This is a genomic window from Streptomyces sp. NPDC001513 (assembly GCF_042894695.1).
In the GTDB taxonomy this organism is placed as follows: Bacteria; Actinomycetota; Actinomycetes; order Streptomycetales; family Streptomycetaceae; genus Streptomyces.
In genome coordinates, this window is record NZ_JBIAVU010000001.1 from 508496 (window position 1) to 526119 (window position 17624).

Consider the following 17624-nt stretch of genomic DNA (forward strand, 5'->3'; position numbering starts at 1 on the left):
CGAAGAGATCCCCATGAGACGCCATACGCTGCCCCTGCTCGCCGCCCTCGTCCCGCTGTCCCTGGCCCTCTCCGCCTGCGGCGGGAACTCCGCGGCCGACACGGGCGCGGCCGGCCAGGAGGGGAAGGACGGCAAGGGCACCGCGGTCACGCTCAACGTCGGCGACCAGAAGGGTGGGAACGAGTCGCTGCTGCGGGCCGCCGGCGAGCTGGACAAGCTCGACTACACGATCAAGTGGTCGACCTTCACCTCCGGTCCGCCGCTGCTGGAGGCCGTCAACGCCAAGGCCGTGGACATCGGTGGCGTCGGCAACACCCCGCCGGTCTTCGCGGCGGCCGCCAAGTCGAAGATCGCCGTGGTGGCGGCCACTCACGGCTCCTCCGCGGGCGAGGCGATCCTCGTCCCGAAGGGCTCCGCCCTCCAGAACCCCGCCGAACTGCGCGGCAAGAAGATCGCCGTGGCACAGGGCAGTTCGGCGCACTTCCAGCTGATCGCGTCCCTCGAACAGGCGGGCCTGAAGCCCGCCGACGTCACCGTCAACTTCCTCCAGCCCGCCGACGCGCTGGCCGCCTTCAACAGCGGCGCGGTCGACGCCTGGGCGGTCTGGGACCCGTACACCTCCCAGGTGCTGCGCACCGGTGCGCGCGTCCTGGTCTCGGGCGAGGGCGTGGTCAACGGCCTGGGCTTCCAGGTGGCGGCGCCCGCCGCCCTGGAGGACCCGGCGAAGAGCAAGGCCATCGGCGACTACCTGACCCGGCTCCAGCGCGCCCAGGACTGGGTGTTCGCGCACCCGGAGGAGTGGGCGAAGGTCTGGGCGAAGGAGACCGGCCTGCCGTACGAGGTCGCCTTCGACGCGGTCAAGCGCAGCAACGGAACCCGGGTCCCGGTCGCCGTGGACGACGCGGCCGTGGTCTCCGAGCAGAAGATCGCCGACACCTTCACCGAGCTGAAGCTGATCCCCGGCAAGGTCGTCTTCAAGGACTTCGTCGACACCCGCTTCAACGGCGCCCTGCCGCCCTCCACCACCGCCCCTCGTTCGTACGGGAAGGCCTCCTGATGACGGTCCGTCTGCACTGGTTCCTTCCGACGGGCGGCGACGGCCGCACCCTGGTCGACCGGCACGCGTACGCCCACAACACGTCCGCTCCCGGGGTGCGCGAGCCGGACATCGAGTACCTCGCGCAGATCGCCAAGGCGGCGGAGCGGCTCGGCTTCGAGGCGGTGCTGACCCCCACCGGGACCTGGTGCGAGGACGCCTGGCTGACCACGGTGGCGCTCTCGCAGCACACCGAGCGGCTGAAGTTCCTGGTGGCCTTCCGGCCCGGGGTCATCTCGCCGACGCTCGCCGCGCAGATGGCCGCGACCTACCAGCGGATCACCCGGGGCCGGCTGCTGCTCAATGTGGTGACGGGCGGCGATTCGGCGGAGCAGCGGCGTTTCGGGGACCATCTCGACCACGACCGCCGGTACGAGCGGACCGCCGAGTTCCTGTCCGTCGTACGGGGGGCTTGGCGCGGGGAGCCGTACGACTTCCACGGCGAGCACTACCGGATCGACGGCGGGCTGACCGCGGTGCCGCCCGATCCGCTGCCGGAGATCTTCTTCGGCGGTTCCTCGGCGGCCGCGGGGCCCGTCGCCGCCGAGCACGCCGATGTGTACCTGACCTGGGGGGAGCCTCCGCAGCAGGTGAAGGAGAAGATCGACTGGATCCGCTCGCTGGCCGAGGAGCGCGGGCGGACGGTCCGCTTCGGCATCCGGCTGCACACGATCTCGCGGGATTCCGCGAAGGAGGCCTGGGGTGCGGCGGACCGGCTGCTGGCCGATCTGGACGAGGCGGACATCGCCAGGGCGCAGTCGCTGCTGGGTGCGAGCGAGTCGGTGGGGCAGCAGCGGATGCTCGCCCTGCACGGCGGTTCGCGGGACAGGCTGGAGATCTCGCCGAACCTCTGGGCGGGGGTCGGACTGGTCCGCGGCGGGGCCGGCACGGCGCTGGTCGGCAGCCACGGCGACGTCGCGGACCGGATCGAGGAGTACCACGCGCTCGGGATCGAGAACTTCGTCCTGTCGGGCTATCCGCACCTGGAGGAGGCCTACTGGTTCGGCGAGGGGGTGACGCCGGAACTGGCCGCGCGCGGGCTGCTGGCGCCGTAGGCCGGGCAGGCGGGGAAGATCCCGCACCCCCCGCCAGTTGGTAGAACCGTGAACGATATGACGCGGGACGTGGACGTGGTGGTCGTCGGCGCCGGGCAGGCGGGCCTGTCCAGCGCCTACCACCTGACGCGGGCGGGGCTCGACCACGTGGTCCTGGACCACGCGCCGCGCCCCGGCGGGGCCTGGCAGTACCGCTGGCCCTCGCTCACCTACGGCAGGGTCCACGGGATGCACGCCCTGCCCGGCATGGAACTGGTCGGCGCCGACCCGCTGCGCCCCTCGTCCGAGGTGATCGGGGAGTACTTCGCCTCCTACGAGGACCGCTTCGACCTGCGCGTACGGCGTCCCGTGGACGTTTCGGCCGTACGCGAGGGGGACGGCGGCCGGCTGCGCGTCGAGACCTCGGCCGGCGTCTGGTCGGCCCGGGCCCTGATCAACGCCACGGGGACCTGGGACCGGCCGTTCTGGCCGCGCTACCCCGGCCAGGAGACCTTCCGCGGCCGGCAGCTGCACACGGCGAACTACCCGGGGCCGCAGGAGTTCGCGGGCGCGCGGGTGATCGTCGTGGGCGGCGGCACGTCGGCCGTGCAGCACCTGCTGGAGATCGCCGAGGTGGCGGCGGAGACCACCTGGGTGACCCGGCGGCCCCCGGTCTTCCGCGACGGCGGCTTCGGCGAGGCCGAGGGCCGGGCCGCGGTGGCCCTGGTGGACGAGCGGGTGCGCCGGGGGCTGCCGCCGCAGAGCGTGGTCAGCGTGACCGGGCTCCCGCTGAACGAGGCCGTCCGGGCCGGCCTGGCCTCGGGGGTCCTGGACCGCAGGCCCGTCTTCGACCGGATCACCGCCGACGGCGCCGTGTGGGCGGACGGGAGCCGCGTGGACGCGGACGTCATCCTGTGGGCCACCGGATTCCGTGCGGCCGTCGACCACCTGGCCCCGCTGCGCCTGCGCGAGCCGGGTGGCGGCATCCGGGTCGAGGGGACCGGGGCCGTGCGCGACGAGCGGATCCACCTGGTGGGCTACGGCCCGTCGGCGTCGACCATCGGCGCCAACCGCGCCGGCGGGGCCGCGGTGCGCGAGATCCGCCGGCTGTTGGCCCGCGAACGGGTGGGCTCGCCCGCGGCCTGACCCGGGGACGGGTCCGAGCTCGGGGACGGCGCCCCTCATTTCCCGGGGGCGCCGCCCTGACCTGCGCGGGGACCCGCGTGGGCGCGGATCCGGTTGAACTCCGCCACGTGCTTCTTGTGCTCGTCGTAGGTCGCCGAGAAGCGGGTGTCCCCCGGCTTCACGGTGACGAAGAACAGCCAGTCGCCGGGCGTCGGCGCGACCGCGGCCGCCATGGCCCCCAGGCCCGGGCTGTCGATCGGGCTGGGCGGCAGGCCCTGGCGTTCGTACGTGTTGAAGGGGCTGTCGATACGGGTGTCGCTCAGCTTGGTGTCCACGGTGCTGCGGTTCAGCGCGTAGTTGATGGTGGAGTCCATCTGCAGCGGCATCGACTTCGCCAGCCGGTTGTGGACCACCCGTGCGACCTTGCCCATGTCGGCGCGGCCCTCCGCCTCCGCCTCGATGATGCTGGCCAGGGTGGCCGTCTGGTACGGGGTCATCCCGTGGGCCTTGCCGCCGTCCGCGACGGCCCTGGTGGCGAGCTTCTCGTTCGCCGTCCGCACCATGTGCGCGAGGAGCGTGGCCGGGGTGGACTTCGAGGTCACCGGGTAGGTCGCCGGGAAGAGGTAGCCCTCCGGGTTGCCCTTCGCCTCCGCGGGCAGGGCCAGCGCGGCGGTGGTCGCCGCCGACTTCGCGGAGCCCGGCGGGATCTTCAGCTCGCGGTCGATGGCGGCGTACACCTGCGGGGCGCGCCACCCTTCGGGGATCACCAACCGGCGTGGCTTCTCCGGCGCTTCCCCCTGCCTGAAGAGCGGGATCAGGACTGCGGCACCGAGGGCCAGCAGCGTGCCGAGGAAGAGCGCCAGCCGGCCCCGGCGGGTGAGCCGGGAACGGCGCTGCGGCGGCAGGTACTCATGACGCATGCGCCAACGCTAACCCGCGAATCATCATATTTCCGACATCCCGCCTGTGTGCCGGTCATACGGTCACACATTCACCGGAGCAAGCTGGAGGCCCTCGGGCGGCTCGGGCGCCAGCGCGGCATCCCGGTCCCGGCGGACCAGGGCGGCGTACCGGCCGTCCGCCTTCAGCAGCTCCTCGTGGGTACCGCGCTCGGCGATGCGGCCCGCGTCCAGGACCACGATCTGGTCGGCGTCGCGGACGGTGGAGAGGCGGTGCGCGATGGTGATGGTGGTGCGGCCGGCCGAGAGGTGGTCGATGGCCTGCTGGACGGCGTGCTCGGTGCGGGTGTCCAGGGCGCTGGTGGCCTCGTCGAGGATCAGCACCGGCGGGTCGCGCAGGATGGTGCGGGCGATGGCCAGCCGCTGCTTCTCGCCGCCTGAGAACCGGTATCCGCGCTCGCCGACCAGGGTGTCGTACCCGTCGGGCAGCGACGAGATGTGCTCGTGGATCTGCGCCGCGCGGGCCGCTTCGGCGATCTCCTCGTCGGTGGCGTCCGGCTTGGCGAAGCGCAGGTTGTCCGCGACCGAGGCGTGGAAGAGGTACGTCTCCTGGGAGACCACGCCGATGGAACGGGCCAGCGAGTCGAAGTCGAGGTCGCGCACGTCCACCCCGTCGAGGGCGACCCGTCCGCCGGTCACGTCGTAGAGCCGGGGGACGAGGTAGCTGAGCGTGCTCTTGCCGGATCCTGTCGGGCCGACCACGGCGAGGGACCCGCCGGCCGGGACCGTGATGTCGATCCCCGTGAGGGTCGGTCCGCTCTTGGCGTCGTACGCGAAGTGCACGTCCTCCAGGGTGACCTCGCCCTTGGCGCGGTCGAGGCGCACCGGCTCGGCGCGCTCGGTGATGTCCACCGGCAGGTCTAGGTACTCGAAGATGCGGGCGAACAGGGCGAGCGAGGTCTGTATCTGCACACCGGTCGACAGCAGGCTCACGGCGGGCCGGAAGAGCCCCTGCTGGAGGCTGACGAAGGCGACGAGGGTGCCGACGGAGAGCGAGGGGGCGCCCGTCTGGAGGGCCAGGCCCGCGGCCCAGTAGATGAGTGCGGGCATCGCCGCCATGACGATGCCGATCGTGGACATCCGCCAGCGGCCGGCCATGCTGGAACGCACTTCGAGGCCGACGAGCTTCTCGGACTCCTCGGCGAAGGCCGAGGTGAGCGACTCGGACCGGCCCATGGTGCGGCCCAGCAGGATGCCGCTCACCGAGAGCGACTCGGTGACCGTCGCGGCCATGGCGGCCATCTGCTTCTGCCGCTTGGTGGTGATCCTCTTGCGCTCGTGGCCGACCCGCCGGCTGATCCACACGAAGACGGGGAGCAGGAGCAGCGAGACGAGGGTGAGCCGCCAGTCGAGCGCCAGCATGGCGACGACGGAGGCGATGACGGCCGTCAGGTTCGAGACGAGCGAGGTCGCGGTGGAGGTGACGGTGGCCTGCATGCCGCCGATGTCGTTGGCGATGCGGGACTGCACCTCACCGGTGCGGGTCCGGGTGAAGAAGGCCAGCGGCATCCGCTGGAGCTGTGCGTAGACGGCGGTGCGCAGGTCGTGCATGACGCGCTGGCCGACGGTGGTGGAGATGTAGGTCTGGAGCACGCCGAAGACGCTGGTGACGACGGCGGTGAGGATCATGCCGAGCGCGAGCAGGCTGAGCAGCCCGGTGCGGCCCTGCGGGATCGCGACGTCGAGGATCTCCCGCAGCAGGAACGGCGAGGCGACGCCGACCAGCGAGGAGGCGCCGACGAGCAGGCCGACGACGGCGAGCCGGCCCCGGTAGGGGCGGAAGAGCGCCACGATGCGGCGCAGCTCCCGCGGCTGCTCCGCCGGGGCGGGGCGGGCCGGATCGAGCGGGTCTTTCGATGGGATCCACTTCGGTTCGTCGTGCGGCATGGGCACCCTCTCAGGGTCGGGAGTCAGGGGTCAGGTCGGCGGTCGAGGTCTTCGCGGAGCCGGTCCGGAGCCGGGTTCGACGCCGGGTTCGACGCCGGGTTCGGCAAAGTCGGCGCCATTGGAGCATAGGTCATTGTTACCTATACTCACAATGAACCGCATCCTGATATTGTTCCCGCATGAGCTCCGCCTCCGACACCGATCGCCTCCTCGCCGAACAGCTCCTGCGCCTGACGCGCAGGCTCCACCGGATCCAGAAGCGCCACATGGAGCCGCTCGGGATCACTCCCGCCCAGAGTCGACTGCTGCGCCTCGTCTCGCACTACGAGGGCGAGCAGCCGCCCCGGATGGCGGACCTCGCCGCACGCCTGGAAGTCGTCCCGCGCGCCGTGACCACCCTCGTCGACGGCCTGGAGGCGGCCGAGTGCGTGCGCCGGGCGCCCGACCCCGCCAACCGGCGCGTCATCCGGATCGAGCTCACCGACACCGGCCGCGCCACGCTGCGCCGTCTGCGCAACGCGCGAACCGACGCGGCAGAGGAGATCCTGGCTCCGTTGACCGCCGACCAGCGCGACGTGCTCGGCGGCCTGCTGAACGCCCTGTCGGACGCGCCGGCGGAGCGCACCTGCTGAATAGGCCACCCGTGGGCCTCGACGAGGCGAGGGGTCACACATGCCGCTGCTGGAACCGAAGCCGGGAACCCTGCGCCCGCGCGGCATCGGCGGCCCCTCCCCCGACCGGGTCCCCGCGCACCGCGCCGGCGGCACCCCGGAGCCGTTGCGCGGCGAGCTGATCGGGCTGCTGGGCGCCGAGAAGGTGCTGTGGAAGGTCTCCGACCTGGTCCGCTACGCCTCCGACGCCTCCCCCTACCGGTTCGTGCCCCAGGTCGTGGTGATCGCCGAGGACATCGACGACGTCTCCGCGGTGCTCTCGTACGCCCACGGCCGCGGGCGCGAGGTCGTCTTCCGGGCCGCCGGGACCTCGCTCAACGGCCAGGCCCAGGGCGAGGACATCCTGGTCGACGTACGCCGCCACTGGGCCGGGATCGAGGTGCTGGAGGAGGGCCGGCGGGCCCGGATCCGGCCCGGCACCACCGTGGTGCGGGCCAACGCCGCCCTCGCCCGGCACGGCCGGATCCTCGGCCCCGACCCGGCCAGCGCCCTCGCCTGCACCCTCGGAGGGGTCGTCGCCAACAACGCCTCCGGCATGACCGCGGGCACCGCGCGCAACTCCTACCGCACGCTCTCCTCCCTCACCGTCGTACTGCCCGGCGGCACCGTCGTGGACACCGCCGACCCGCTGGCCGACGAGGAGCTGGCGCGCGCCGAACCGGCCCTGTGCCACGGGCTGATGGAGATCAAGAAGGAGATCGAGGCCGACCCCGCGCTGGTCGCCCGGATCCGCGCCAAGTACGAGATCAAGAACACCACCGGCTACCGCCTCGACGCCTACCTCGACGGCAACACCCCCGTCGAGATCCTGCGGGGGCTGATGGTCGGCTCGGAGGGCACCCTCGGCTTCATCTCCGAGGTCGTCTTCGACACCCTCCCCCTAGACCGCGAGGTCTGCTCCGCCCTGCTGTTCTTCCCCTCGCTGCCCGCCGCCGCCGCGGCCGTGCCCGTCTTCAACGAGGCGGGCGCCGTCGCCGTGGAGCTGATGGACGGCAACACCCTGCGCGCCTCGGTCAGCGTCGCGGGCGTTCCCGCCGACTGGGCGGACCTGCCCGGGGACACGACCGCCCTGCTCGTGGAGTTCCGGGCCCCCGACGAGGCCGGCCGGGCGGCCTGCGAACTCCGGGCCGCGCGGGCCCTCGCCGGACTCGACCTGATCGCCCCGGTGGCCTCGGTCACCAACGCCTTCACCAGTGACCCGAAGACCGTGGGCGGCTACTGGACGGCCCGCAAGGCCTTCGTCACGGCCGTGGGCGGAGCCCGCGCCCCCGGCACCACCCTGATCACCGAGGATTTCGCGGTACCGCCCTCCCGGCTGGCCGAAGCCTGCGAGGCGCTCCTCGAACTCCAGGCGGAGCACGGCTTCGACGCCGCCGTCGCCGGCCACGCCGCCCACGGGAACCTGCACTTCCTGCTCGCCTTCGACGCGGCGGACCCGGCCGACGTCGAGCGGTACGGGGCCTTCATGGAGGCCTTCTGCCGGCTCACCGTGGAGCGCTTCGACGGGTCCCTGAAGGCCGAGCACTCCACCGGGCGCAACATGGCCCCCTTCCTGGAACTGGAATGGGGTCCCCGGGCTGCGGGGCTGATGTGGCGCACCAAACGGGTCGTCGACCCGGACGGGGTGCTCGCCCCGCGCATCCTCCTCGACCGCGACCCGCGGGCCCATCTGCGCGGCCTGAAGACCATTCCGCGGGTGGAGGCGGTGGCCGACCCATGCATCGAGTGCGGCTTCTGCGAACCGACCTGCCCCAGCGGGGACCTGACGACCACTCCGCGCCAGCGGATCGTGCTGCGCCGCGAGATGGTGCGCCAGCAGCCCGGCTCCCCCGTGCTGGACGGGCTCCTCGGCGCCTACGGCCACGACGCGGTGGACACCTGCGCGGGCGACTCCACCTGCAGGCTGGCCTGCCCGGTCGGCATCGACACCGGAGCGCTGATGAAGGACTTCCGCCACCGCCGGCACAGCGCGCGCGAGGAGGCCGTCGCCGCACTGGCCGCCCGGCGGTTCCGGACCGTCGAGGCCGCCGCCCGGCTGACGGTGGCCGCCGCCGACCACCTCTCCCGTCGGGTCGGGGACCGGGCGCTCGAAGCGGTCACGGGGGCCGCGCGGAAGGCCGTACGACCGGACCTGCTGCCACGGTGGCTCCCGCAGATCCCCGGCGCCGCCGCGCGGAGCCTGCCCGCGACCCGCCGGGTGGGCGCCGCGGCCGTGTACTACCCGGCCTGCGTCAACCGGATCTTCGGCGGATCCGGGGGCCGTCCCGGCCCCTCCCTGCCGGAGGCCGTGGTGGCCGTGTCGGAGCGCGCCGGCAGGCCCGTCTGGATCCCGCGCGACGTGAAGGGAACCTGCTGCGCGACGATCTGGCACTCCAAGGGCTACGACGCCGGGAACCGGGAGATGGCCAACCGGATCGTCGAGGCGGCCTGGGGCTGGACGGCCGGCGGACGGCTGCCGCTGATCGTCGACGCCTCCTCCTGCACGCTGGGCATCGCGCACGAGGTGGTTCCGTACCTGACGGAGGACAACCGGGCGCTCCACGCGGAGCTGCGGATCCTCGACTCGGTCGTGTGGGCCGCGGAGGAACTGCTGCCGCACCTGGAGGTCCGGCGCACGGCCGCCTCGGCCGTGGTCCATCCCACCTGCTCGATGCGCCACTTGGGAGACGAGGCGCAGCTGCGGGCGGTGGCCGGGGCCTGCGCCGAGGAGGTGGTGGTCCCGGACGACGCGGGCTGCTGCGCCTTCGCGGGCGACCGGGGGATGCTGCACCCGGAGCTGACGGCCTCGGCCACCGCGCGCGAGGCGGCCGAGGTGACGGCGCGGGCCTTCGACGCGCACCTGTCGGCGAACCGGATGTGCGAGGTGGGCATGGACCGGGCGACGGGGCGGAGTTATCATTCGGCGCTGATCGAACTGGAGCACGCCACCCGCCCCTGAACGCCGGGGCGCACGACCCCTCTGGACAGGCACGACGCCGTCCACGAGCCCGCAGACCTCATCGCGGGAGGCCTGCGCCGACGGAAAATCGATTGCCCCGCGCCGGTCCGGAAGGCGAACCTTGCACGGTTTGGACCACTCGACCAGTCATGGGGCGTCATGCAGATCAGCGATCTTCCGTATCCGGATCCAGGGGTACCCGACGCTCGCTCAGGCCCCCGTTTCCTCCTGTGGCTGGGGCGCGGTCAGCTGGGCGGACAGCTCAAGAGCCTGTGCTGGGGCATGCTGCACTTCTCCGGCATCGCGGGGCTGCCGTACGCCGTGGGACTGGGCATCGACGCGGTCGTCGAACGCGACGCGAACCGGCTGCTGCTCGTCGGCGCCCTGCTCCTGCTGATCGGCGTCGCCATCTCGGTCGGCGACGCCATGCTCCACCGCACCGCCGTCACCAACTGGATCACCGCCGCCGCACGCGTGCAGCAGCTGCTCGCGCGCAAGACGGCCGAACTGGGCTCCGCCCTGACCCGCCGGGTCGCCGCGGGCGAGGTGGTCGCGGTGTCCACGGGCGACGTCGAGAAGATCGGCTGGTTCGTCGAGGCGGTCTCCCGCTTCCTCGCGGCCGTCTTCGCCGTCGTGCTCGTCTGCGTCGGCCTGCTGTTCTACGCACCCGAGCTGGGCGTGGTCGTGGCCATCGGCGTGCCGCTGATCGCGCTGGCCGCGCTGCCGCTGCTGCCGCGCGCCACCAAGCGCGCCGACATCCAGCGGGAGAAGGCGGGCAAGGCCACCGAGCTGGCTTCCGACACCGTGGCGGGGCTGCGCGTGCTGCGCGGCATCGGCGGTGAGGAGCTGTTCCTCGGCCGGTACCGCGAGGCCTCGCAGGAGGTCCGCAAGGCCGCCGTGCGCAGTGCCCGGATGTGGGCGCTGATCTCCGCGATCCAGGTGCTGCTCCCGGGCGCTCTGCTGATCACGGTGGTCTGGTACGGCGCCACGCTCGTCGTGGACGGGCGCATCGCGGTGGGTGAACTCGTCGCGGCGTTCAGCGCGGTGGCCACGCTGATGTATCCGCTGCGGCACTTCGAAGAGATCGCGATGGCCTATTCCTTCTCACGCCCCTCCGCCAAGCGGGCCGCCCGGGTGCTGTCGCTGACCCGTACGGACGCCGCGGAACGTCCCGCCGAAGCCGTGGGCAAGGGCGGGACCGGGACCGGGGCGGTGGAGGCACCGGCCGCCGGCGGGGACCTGTACGACCCGCAGACCGGGCTGCTGGCTCCCGCGGGCCGGTTCACCGCCGTCGTGTGCGGGGACCCGGACCTGGCGGGCCGGCTCGCCGAACGCCTCGGCGGCCACCCCATGGATGACGACGCGAAGGACGACGCGGCGGGCGACGGTCCGTCGGTGCTCCTCGGCGGCGTCGCACTGGACGAGCTCGCGCTGGACACCGCGCGCACGCTGGTCCTCGTACAGGACAAGGATCCGGTGCTGCTGTCCGGGACCCTGCGGGAGCTGTTCGAGGTGCCGGCCTCCGGCGCGGTCGACCCCGGCGCGGCCCTGGCGGCCGCCCAGTGCGCGGACGTGCTGGACGCGCTGCTGCAGTCGGCGCCGGACGGGGTCGACGACCCGATGGACGCGCGGATCACCGAGCGCGGCCGCTCGCTGTCGGGCGGGCAGCGTCAGCGTCTCGCGCTGGCGCGGTCCCTGGTCACCGACCCGGAGGTGCTGGTGCTGGACGAGCCGACCTCCGCGGTCGACTCGCACACCGAGGCCCGGATCGCGGACGGGGTCGCGACCCTGCGCGCCGGCCGCACCACGGTGGTACTGGCCTCCTCGCCGCTGCTGCTGGACCGCGCGGACCGGGTCGTGCTCATCGACGGGGGCACGGTGGCGGCGGTCGGCACGCACCGCGAACTGCTGCACCGCGAGCCGCTGTACCGGGCCGTGGTCACCCGGGAGACGGACGAGGAGCAACAGCGGCCCCTCCCCCGGCTGGCACTGACAGAGCTGGAAGAAGCACTCACAGAGATCGAGGAATCCGCATGATCGGCGTGGCGCCGCCGGAGTACGATCCGGCGGCCCCCGAGTCGGCCGCGACCCTGCCCGTGGGCAGTGCGGCGACCGTACGGGGCTATGTGCGCGGCCTGTTCCGGCGCCACCGGCGGGCCTTCGTGGTGCTGGTGACCGTCAACGCGGTCGCGGTGATCGCCTCCATGGTCGGCCCGTACCTGCTGGGCCGGGTCGTGGACGATCTCGCGCAGGGGGCGCGCGAGCTCCATCTGGGGCGCGTGGCCCTGCTGTTCGCGCTGGCGCTCGCCGTCCAGACGTTCTTCGTCCGGCTGGTCCGGCTGCGCGGGGCGATGCTGGGCGAGGAGACGCTGGCCGATCTGCGCGAGGACTTCCTCGTCCGGTCGGTGGGGCTGCCGCCGGGCGTGCTGGAGCGGGCCGGTACCGGTGACCTGCTGTCGCGGATCACCACCGACATCGACCGGCTGGCGAACGCCATGCGCGAGGCCGTCCCGCAGCTGGCGATCGGCGTGGTGTGGGCCGGGCTGCTGTTCGGCGCGCTCGCGGTGACCGCGCCGCCGCTGGCGCTGGCCGCGCTGGTGGCGCTGCCGGTGCTGGTGATCGGCTGCCGCTGGTACTTCCGGCGCGCGCCGTCGGCGTACCGCTCGGAAGCGGCCGGCTACGCGGCGGTCGCGGCCGTGCTCACCGAGACGGTGGACGCGGGCCGCACGGTCGAGGCGCACCGCCTCGGGCCGGACCGGATCGCCCTGTCGGAGCGGCGGATCAAGGAGTGGACGGCATGGGAGCGGTACACGCTGTTCCTGCGGACGATCCTCTTCCCGGTCATCAACGTCACCTTCGTGACGATCCTCGGCTCGGTGCTGATGATCGGCGGCTACTGCGTGCTGCAGGGCTGGATGTCGGTGGGGCAGCTGACCACGGGCGCGCTGCTGGCGCAGATGCTCGTCGATCCGATCGGTCTGATCCTGCGCTGGTACGACGAGCTCCAGATCGCGCAGGTCTCCCTGGGCCGGCTGGTGGGCGTACGGGAGATCGAGCCGGACGCCGGGGACGCGAAGGTGGCTCCCGAGGGCCGCGACGTCCGGGCCGAGGAGGTCCACTTCGGCTACCGGGAGGGCGTCGACGTCCTGCACCAGGTGTCGATGTCCGTGCCGCCGGGCACCCGGATGGCGCTCGTCGGGCCTTCGGGCGCCGGCAAGTCCACCCTGGGACGGCTGCTCGCGGGCATCTACGCGCCCCGGACCGGCGAGGTCACCCTCGGCGGGGCGCGGCTGTCGCGGATGCCCGCGGAGCGGGTGCGCGAGCACGTGGCACTGGTCAACCAGGAGCACCACGTGTTCGTGGGCTCGCTGCGCGACAACCTCCGCCTCGCGCGGACGGGCGCCGGGGACGCCGAACTGTGGGCGGCGCTGGGCGCGGTCGACGCGGACGGCTGGGCGCGGGCCATGGAGGCCGGTCTGGACACCGAGGTCGGTTCCGGGGGTACGGCGCTGACCCCGGCGCAGGCGCAGCAGATCGCGCTGGCCCGGCTGGTGCTGGCGGACCCGCACACGCTGGTGCTGGACGAGGCCACCTCGCTGCTGGACCCGCGTGCGGCGCGGCACCTGGAGCGTTCGCTCGCGCGGGTGCTGGACGGGCGCACGGTCATCGCCATCGCCCACCGGCTGCACACCGCGCACGACGCGGACGTGATCGCGGTGGTCGAGGCCGGCCGGATCAGCGAACTCGGCTCGCACGACGAGCTGGTCGCGGCCGACGGGGCGTACGCGGCGCTGTGGCGGTCCTGGCACGGGTGATCCGGGCCGGCGGTCGCGCGGCCGTCCGGCCCGTCACGGGCCGGACGGCTCCTCGTGGTCGGCCCGCCGCCGGACGTCCCGGAGGCGGCCGGTCAGCACGAGGTTGCCGTCCGGGGTGCGCCGTGCGAGGTCGCCGGTGCGGAAGTAGCCGTCGGCGGTGAAGGAGCGCGCGTTGCGGCCGGGCGCGCGGTAGTAGCCCCGCGGGGTGTAGGGGCCCCGGGCGAGGAGTTCGCCGGGTTCCCCTTCGGGCACGTCCTTGCCGTCGGCGTCGACGAGGCGGATCTCGTCGTCGGGAGAGAGCGGGCGGCCCTGCGTGGTGAGCACGGTCTCGTCCGGGTCGTCGGGCCGGGTGAGGGTGAGCGGCCCCTCGGCCCTGCCGGAGACCTGCTGGAGGCGGCAGCCCAGTTCGGGGCCCAGCCGTTCGGCGGTGGCCCGGTCCAGGGGCCCGTCGCCGTCGCCGTCGCCGTCTCCGATCTGCACGAGTCGCAGACTGCTCACGTCGGCCCGGACCGTGGGAAGCGCGTCGAGCCAGAGCCGGGCGACGGCGGGCACCAGCGAGGTGAGGGTGACCCGCTCCCGCTCGATGAGCTGAAGGCTTTCCGCCGGTCCCGGGTCCTCGGCCAGCACGACGGTGCCGCCGACGGAGAGGGTGCCGACGATGCCGGGACTGCCGAAGGCGAAGTTGGACGCGGCGGGCAGCGCGGCGAGGTACACGTCGTCCCCGGTGAGCGCCACCAGTTCGGCGGCGGCCCGCGCCTGGTAGACGTAGTCGTTGTGGGTGCGCGCGATGAGCTCGGGCGCCTCGGCGGTGGCGCCGGAGAGCAGGAGGAACGCCACCTGGTCGGCGCGCTGCACGAGCGGGCGGTCGGGCGGGGAGTCGAGGGAACCCAGCGGGAAGTAGTGGCAGCCCGACGGGTCGGTCGTGAAGCCGCCGTACGGGGACGAGTCGCCCGGCGCTTCCAGGGGGAACACCCGCCGCAGGAAGGGCCCTGCGGCCGCGATGTCCGAGGCCATCGCCGTGTGGTCGAAGCCCCGGTAGGTCGAGGGACCGACGTAGCCGACGGCCTGGGTGACCCACGCGATCGGGGACACCTCGGACGCGCGGTGCCCGACCGGGCACAGGACGGGGAACATCCCGGCGCGCATGAGCGCGAAGACCGTGATGACGAACTCGGGAACGTTCGGCAGCTGGACGAGGACCCGCTGCCCGGGCCGGAGGCCGCGCAGCCGGAAGCCGGCGGCCATGCGGTCCACGCGCCGGTTCAGGTTCGCGTAGGTGATGCGGGTGGCTCCGTGGACGAGGGCGGTCCGCGGTCCGTACTGCAGGGCCCAGTCGCGCAGCAGGTTGTCCAGCGTGTTGCCACGCCAGTGCCCGGCCGCCCAGTAGCGGTCGACGAACTCCTCGGGCCAGGGTGTACAGCCTTCGAGCATGCCTGTCATTCGCTTCCTTCCCCGCCGTCCCGACCCTGGCAACCCAAACCGTCAACACCCCCGCGCACAATGCGCTTTCCCGACCATGGGCACTGAATTCGATCAGCTGAATGACCAAGGCGCGCCGCTGACCAGCAGGAACGGTCGCGAGCCGACGGGCCGGCGGCCTCGCAGGCTGCGGGCTAGGAACCGAGCAGGGGCAGGGCGGGGAAGGTGTGGTCCTGCCAGATCCTGCGGGAGGCCTCCTCCGGGTAGGCGGCCAGGTCCGGCAGGGTGCCGAAGAGCCGCACGAGGCGCTGTCCGCTGTCGTACGCGGGCCAGCCGGGGTCCCCGTGCGCGGCGAAGGCCGTCCAGGCGGCCCGCATGCGCGCGGACAGCTCCTCCGCCTCCGCGAACGGGCTCTCGCCGATCAGCACCGCGGGCTGGCCGCGCTCCAGATTGCCGAAGACCAGGGGCACATCGAGGCCGTGGCAGGCGCCGAGGACGCCGCCCATGCCGGGGGCCGACCAGGTCAACTCATAGACGTGGGCCCGGCCGCCGGCGGCGGTCTGGGCCAGGGCGAGGTGGAGGGACGGCATGCGGAACAGCCAGTCGGAACCGACCAGCTCGTACAGCTCGTCCGGGCCCGCGGCCGGAAAGGCCTCGCGATAGCGGCGTGCGGCGTCCCGGCCCGGGCCGAAGACGTGCAGGGCGGTCTCCGCCTGCTCCGCGGTGACCTGGCCGAGCAGTCCGTCGAGGGCGGTGAGCAGCCGTGTTTCGTCGCGGGTGTGGCCGACAAGGAGCTCGATGTCCCGGCCGGCGCCGCCGGCCAGGGCCTGCCACGGCGTGACGGGCAGGGTTTCGTCTCCGACGACCGGCGAGAACGGGACCGCCCGGTGCGCGACCGGGCCCCAGCGGTCCGCCCACCGGTCCATCTTGGCGCCGACCGCGTCACCGGCGGCGGACAGCCGGACGGGGTCCACCCCGGACAGGTCGGTGAGCGTGGGCCGCAGCCCCAGTTCGCCGGCGCAGGCGGCGGTGATGTCGGCGGCGAGCTCCGGCGAGAAGAAGGTGCCCTGCACGCTCTGCGCGACGGCCCGGCGGAAGAGCCCGGCCGCACGCGGCATCGCCGAGAGCGCGGCGACCGATCCGGCGCCCGCCGACTGGCCGAAGACCGTGACGCGGCCCGGGTCGCCGCCGAAGGCGCGGATGTTGTCGCGCACCCATTCCAGGGCGGCGACCTGGTCCAGCAGGCCCCGGTTGGCGGGTGCCCCCTCGATTTGGCCGAACCCCTCCAGACCGACACGGTAGTTGAACGTCACCACGACGACACCGCCGTCACGCGCCAGGCGGCCGCCGTCGTACTCGGGGAGACCCGACATGCCGATCGAGTAGGCGCCGCCCTGGATCCACACCATCACCGGCAGCCCCGCGCCCGGGCCCGGCTCGGGCGACCACACGTTGACCGTGAGCCAGTCGTCGCCCGCCGCGTCCCGTGCCAGCGCGTCCATGCCGAAGTGGCCGCCCTGCGGCGGCGGCGGGCCGAACGACACCGCCGGCCGCCCGCCGTCCCATCCCCGTACGGGCTCCGGGGCGGCGAACCGCAGCGGGCCGACCGGCGGCTCGGCGAAGGGGATGCCGCGGAAGACCGCCACACCCTCCTCGCGGGCGCCGCGCAGCGCCCCGCCCGCCACGCGGACCTCAGGCCGGGATCCGGCGGCATCGGACACGGCAACGGTCATCACAGCTCCCTCACTGGGCGGCCCGGACGATCCGGATCATCCCGCTGCCACCCGAAGCGCGCCAGTGATTTAAGGGGCTGCCGGCGCCGGCCGGAAGGGGGCTGAAAGGGGGCTAGATGAACCCGAGGGCCGATGCGCCGCCGAAGCCGCCCAGCAGGACGAAGACCGGCATGAGGACCTTGAGCTCCACCCAGCTGCCGGCGCGGAAGCGCATCATCTTCGGCGGGCCGATCGGGTACCAGCGCTTGCCTGCGATCGGGAGGGGCCACAGGACCGGGCAGCCGGAGACGGTCAGCGCGTCGCCGATGTCGTGGACCAGGGCGCCCAGGACGATCGGCAGGCCGAGCCAGAGGTACTCCTGGCCCGGGCCGGTGAACAGCCAGTTCGCGCCGTTGCCGGGCTGGTCGAGCACCCCGGCCAGGATCCACGCGCTGGTCGCGCCGAGCAGCCAGACCAGGACGTCGCTGGACATCCGGGCCGCGCGCCACAGCAGGCCTTCGACCGCCAGCACGAGGTGCACGAAGAGCAGGGCGAGCACGCCCCAGCGGTCGGCGGTGACGGCGAGCACGGAGGCGCCGCCGCCGATCAGGACGGCCCAGAGCCACGTGTGCGTCAGGGTGCGGTGTCCGCCGGTGCGGCGGGCGTCCTTCTTGGAGCGGGTGGACTTGTAGACGGCGTAGGAGATCTTGTCGACCACCTCGCACAGGCCCCGGGAGAGCGGACCGAAGGCGCGCGAGATCGTCGCCGACTTGTGGTCGAGGTCGGGGGCCAGGGCCGCCCCGGCGCAGATGAGCGCGCCGACGACGAGGACCGGCCACGGCATGGGGTGTCCGGCTGCCGCGGTCGCCGCGCCCACCCCCAGCCAGGCCGCTGCCCCGGACAGTGAGTGCGCCGGACCCATCATGGTCGTTTCCCGCCCCGCTGGTGTTGTGGTCGGGCCCCGTCGA

General features: G+C 73.3%; 12 protein-coding genes. 7 read left to right on the forward strand and 5 right to left on the reverse strand.

Annotated features, from left to right (window positions below; genetic code table 11):
- The first annotated feature begins 13 nt into the window (after positions 1 to 13).
- The 3 genes from ACFYZ4_RS02460 to ACFYZ4_RS02470 are packed head-to-tail and all read left to right on the forward strand — an operon-like array spanning position 14 to position 3276.
- Positions 14 to 1057 (forward strand): ABC transporter substrate-binding protein, encoded by a 1044-nt coding sequence (locus ACFYZ4_RS02460; protein ID WP_390782767.1) that lies wholly within the window; start codon positions 14 to 16, stop codon positions 1055 to 1057.
- A complete protein-coding gene (locus ACFYZ4_RS02465; protein WP_351286909.1) occupies positions 1057 to 2151 on the forward strand; it encodes an LLM class flavin-dependent oxidoreductase in 1095 nt (364 codons plus the stop codon). The genes ACFYZ4_RS02460 and ACFYZ4_RS02465 overlap by 1 nt, the downstream gene beginning before the upstream one ends.
- Before the next feature lie 57 nt (positions 2152 to 2208).
- Positions 2209 to 3276, forward strand: a complete 1068-nt coding sequence (locus tag ACFYZ4_RS02470) for an FAD-dependent oxidoreductase (protein ID WP_390782768.1) — start codon at positions 2209 to 2211, stop codon at positions 3274 to 3276.
- 35 nt (positions 3277 to 3311) lie between these two features.
- Here the strand turns inward: ACFYZ4_RS02470 and mltG are convergent, their stop codons facing one another.
- Positions 3312 to 4175 (reverse strand): endolytic transglycosylase MltG, encoded by an 864-nt coding sequence (mltG, locus tag ACFYZ4_RS02475; protein ID WP_390782769.1) that lies wholly within the window; start codon positions 4173 to 4175, stop codon positions 3312 to 3314.
- A 63-nt stretch (positions 4176 to 4238) separates the two neighbouring features.
- On the reverse strand, positions 4239 to 6101 hold the full coding sequence (locus ACFYZ4_RS02480; protein ID WP_351286912.1) for an ABC transporter ATP-binding protein: 1863 nt from the start codon (positions 6099 to 6101) through the stop codon (positions 4239 to 4241).
- 179 nt (positions 6102 to 6280) lie between these two features.
- Here ACFYZ4_RS02480 and ACFYZ4_RS02485 point away from each other — a divergent pair, with 179 nt between their 5' ends.
- The 4 genes from ACFYZ4_RS02485 to ACFYZ4_RS02500 all read left to right on the forward strand — a co-directional run bounded on the left by ACFYZ4_RS02485 (position 6281) and on the right by ACFYZ4_RS02500 (position 13525).
- Entirely contained in the window at positions 6281 to 6733 is a 453-nt protein-coding gene (locus tag ACFYZ4_RS02485) for a MarR family transcriptional regulator (protein ID WP_351286913.1), read from the forward strand.
- A gap of 40 nt (positions 6734 to 6773) precedes the next feature.
- Positions 6774 to 9710 carry an FAD-binding and (Fe-S)-binding domain-containing protein gene (locus ACFYZ4_RS02490; protein WP_351286914.1) on the forward strand — a complete coding sequence of 979 codons (2937 nt, stop codon included), beginning with the start codon at positions 6774 to 6776 and terminating at the stop codon, positions 9708 to 9710.
- A gap of 159 nt (positions 9711 to 9869) precedes the next feature.
- Complete coding sequence (locus ACFYZ4_RS02495) at positions 9870 to 11747, forward strand: ABC transporter ATP-binding protein (RefSeq protein ID WP_351286916.1); 1878 nt, start codon at positions 9870 to 9872, stop codon at positions 11745 to 11747.
- A complete protein-coding gene (locus ACFYZ4_RS02500) occupies positions 11744 to 13525 on the forward strand; it encodes an ABC transporter ATP-binding protein (protein WP_351286917.1) in 1782 nt (593 codons plus the stop codon). The genes ACFYZ4_RS02495 and ACFYZ4_RS02500 overlap by 4 nt, the downstream gene beginning before the upstream one ends.
- Before the next feature lie 33 nt (positions 13526 to 13558).
- Here the strand turns inward: ACFYZ4_RS02500 and ACFYZ4_RS02505 are convergent, their stop codons facing one another.
- The 3 genes from ACFYZ4_RS02505 to ACFYZ4_RS02515 form a co-directional block, all read right to left on the reverse strand.
- A complete protein-coding gene (locus ACFYZ4_RS02505; protein WP_351286919.1) occupies positions 13559 to 14965 on the reverse strand; it encodes an AMP-binding protein in 1407 nt (468 codons plus the stop codon).
- Positions 14966 to 15138: 173 nt separating this feature from the next.
- A complete protein-coding gene (locus ACFYZ4_RS02510) occupies positions 15139 to 16677 on the reverse strand; it encodes a carboxylesterase family protein (protein ID WP_351286921.1) in 1539 nt (512 codons plus the stop codon).
- 112 nt (positions 16678 to 16789) lie between these two features.
- Entirely contained in the window at positions 16790 to 17581 is a 792-nt protein-coding gene (locus ACFYZ4_RS02515) for a metal-dependent hydrolase (protein WP_351286923.1), read from the reverse strand.
- Positions 17582 to 17624: the final 43 nt, after the last annotated feature.

What these genes read in the sequence shown, in the direction of transcription:
- ACFYZ4_RS02495 (WP_351286916.1), top strand. Translation starts at nt 9,870, where the DNA reads ATGCAGATCAGCGATCTTCCGTATCCGGATCCAGGGGTACCCGACGCT.
- mltG (WP_390782769.1), bottom strand. Translation starts at nt 4,175, where the DNA reads ATGCGTCATGAGTACCTGCCGCCGCAGCGCCGTTCCCGGCTCACCCGC.
- ACFYZ4_RS02515 (WP_351286923.1), bottom strand. Translation starts at nt 17,581, where the DNA reads ATGATGGGTCCGGCGCACTCACTGTCCGGGGCAGCGGCCTGGCTGGGG.
- ACFYZ4_RS02465 (WP_351286909.1), top strand. Translation starts at nt 1,057, where the DNA reads ATGACGGTCCGTCTGCACTGGTTCCTTCCGACGGGCGGCGACGGCCGC.
- ACFYZ4_RS02510 (WP_351286921.1), bottom strand. Translation starts at nt 16,677, where the DNA reads ATGACCGTTGCCGTGTCCGATGCCGCCGGATCCCGGCCTGAGGTCCGC.
- ACFYZ4_RS02500 (WP_351286917.1), top strand. Translation starts at nt 11,744, where the DNA reads ATGATCGGCGTGGCGCCGCCGGAGTACGATCCGGCGGCCCCCGAGTCG.
- ACFYZ4_RS02485 (WP_351286913.1), top strand. Translation starts at nt 6,281, where the DNA reads ATGAGCTCCGCCTCCGACACCGATCGCCTCCTCGCCGAACAGCTCCTG.
- ACFYZ4_RS02470 (WP_390782768.1), top strand. Translation starts at nt 2,209, where the DNA reads ATGACGCGGGACGTGGACGTGGTGGTCGTCGGCGCCGGGCAGGCGGGC.
- ACFYZ4_RS02505 (WP_351286919.1), bottom strand. Translation starts at nt 14,965, where the DNA reads ATGACAGGCATGCTCGAAGGCTGTACACCCTGGCCCGAGGAGTTCGTC.
- ACFYZ4_RS02460 (WP_390782767.1), top strand. Translation starts at nt 14, where the DNA reads ATGAGACGCCATACGCTGCCCCTGCTCGCCGCCCTCGTCCCGCTGTCC.
- ACFYZ4_RS02490 (WP_351286914.1), top strand. Translation starts at nt 6,774, where the DNA reads ATGCCGCTGCTGGAACCGAAGCCGGGAACCCTGCGCCCGCGCGGCATC.
- ACFYZ4_RS02480 (WP_351286912.1), bottom strand. Translation starts at nt 6,101, where the DNA reads ATGCCGCACGACGAACCGAAGTGGATCCCATCGAAAGACCCGCTCGAT.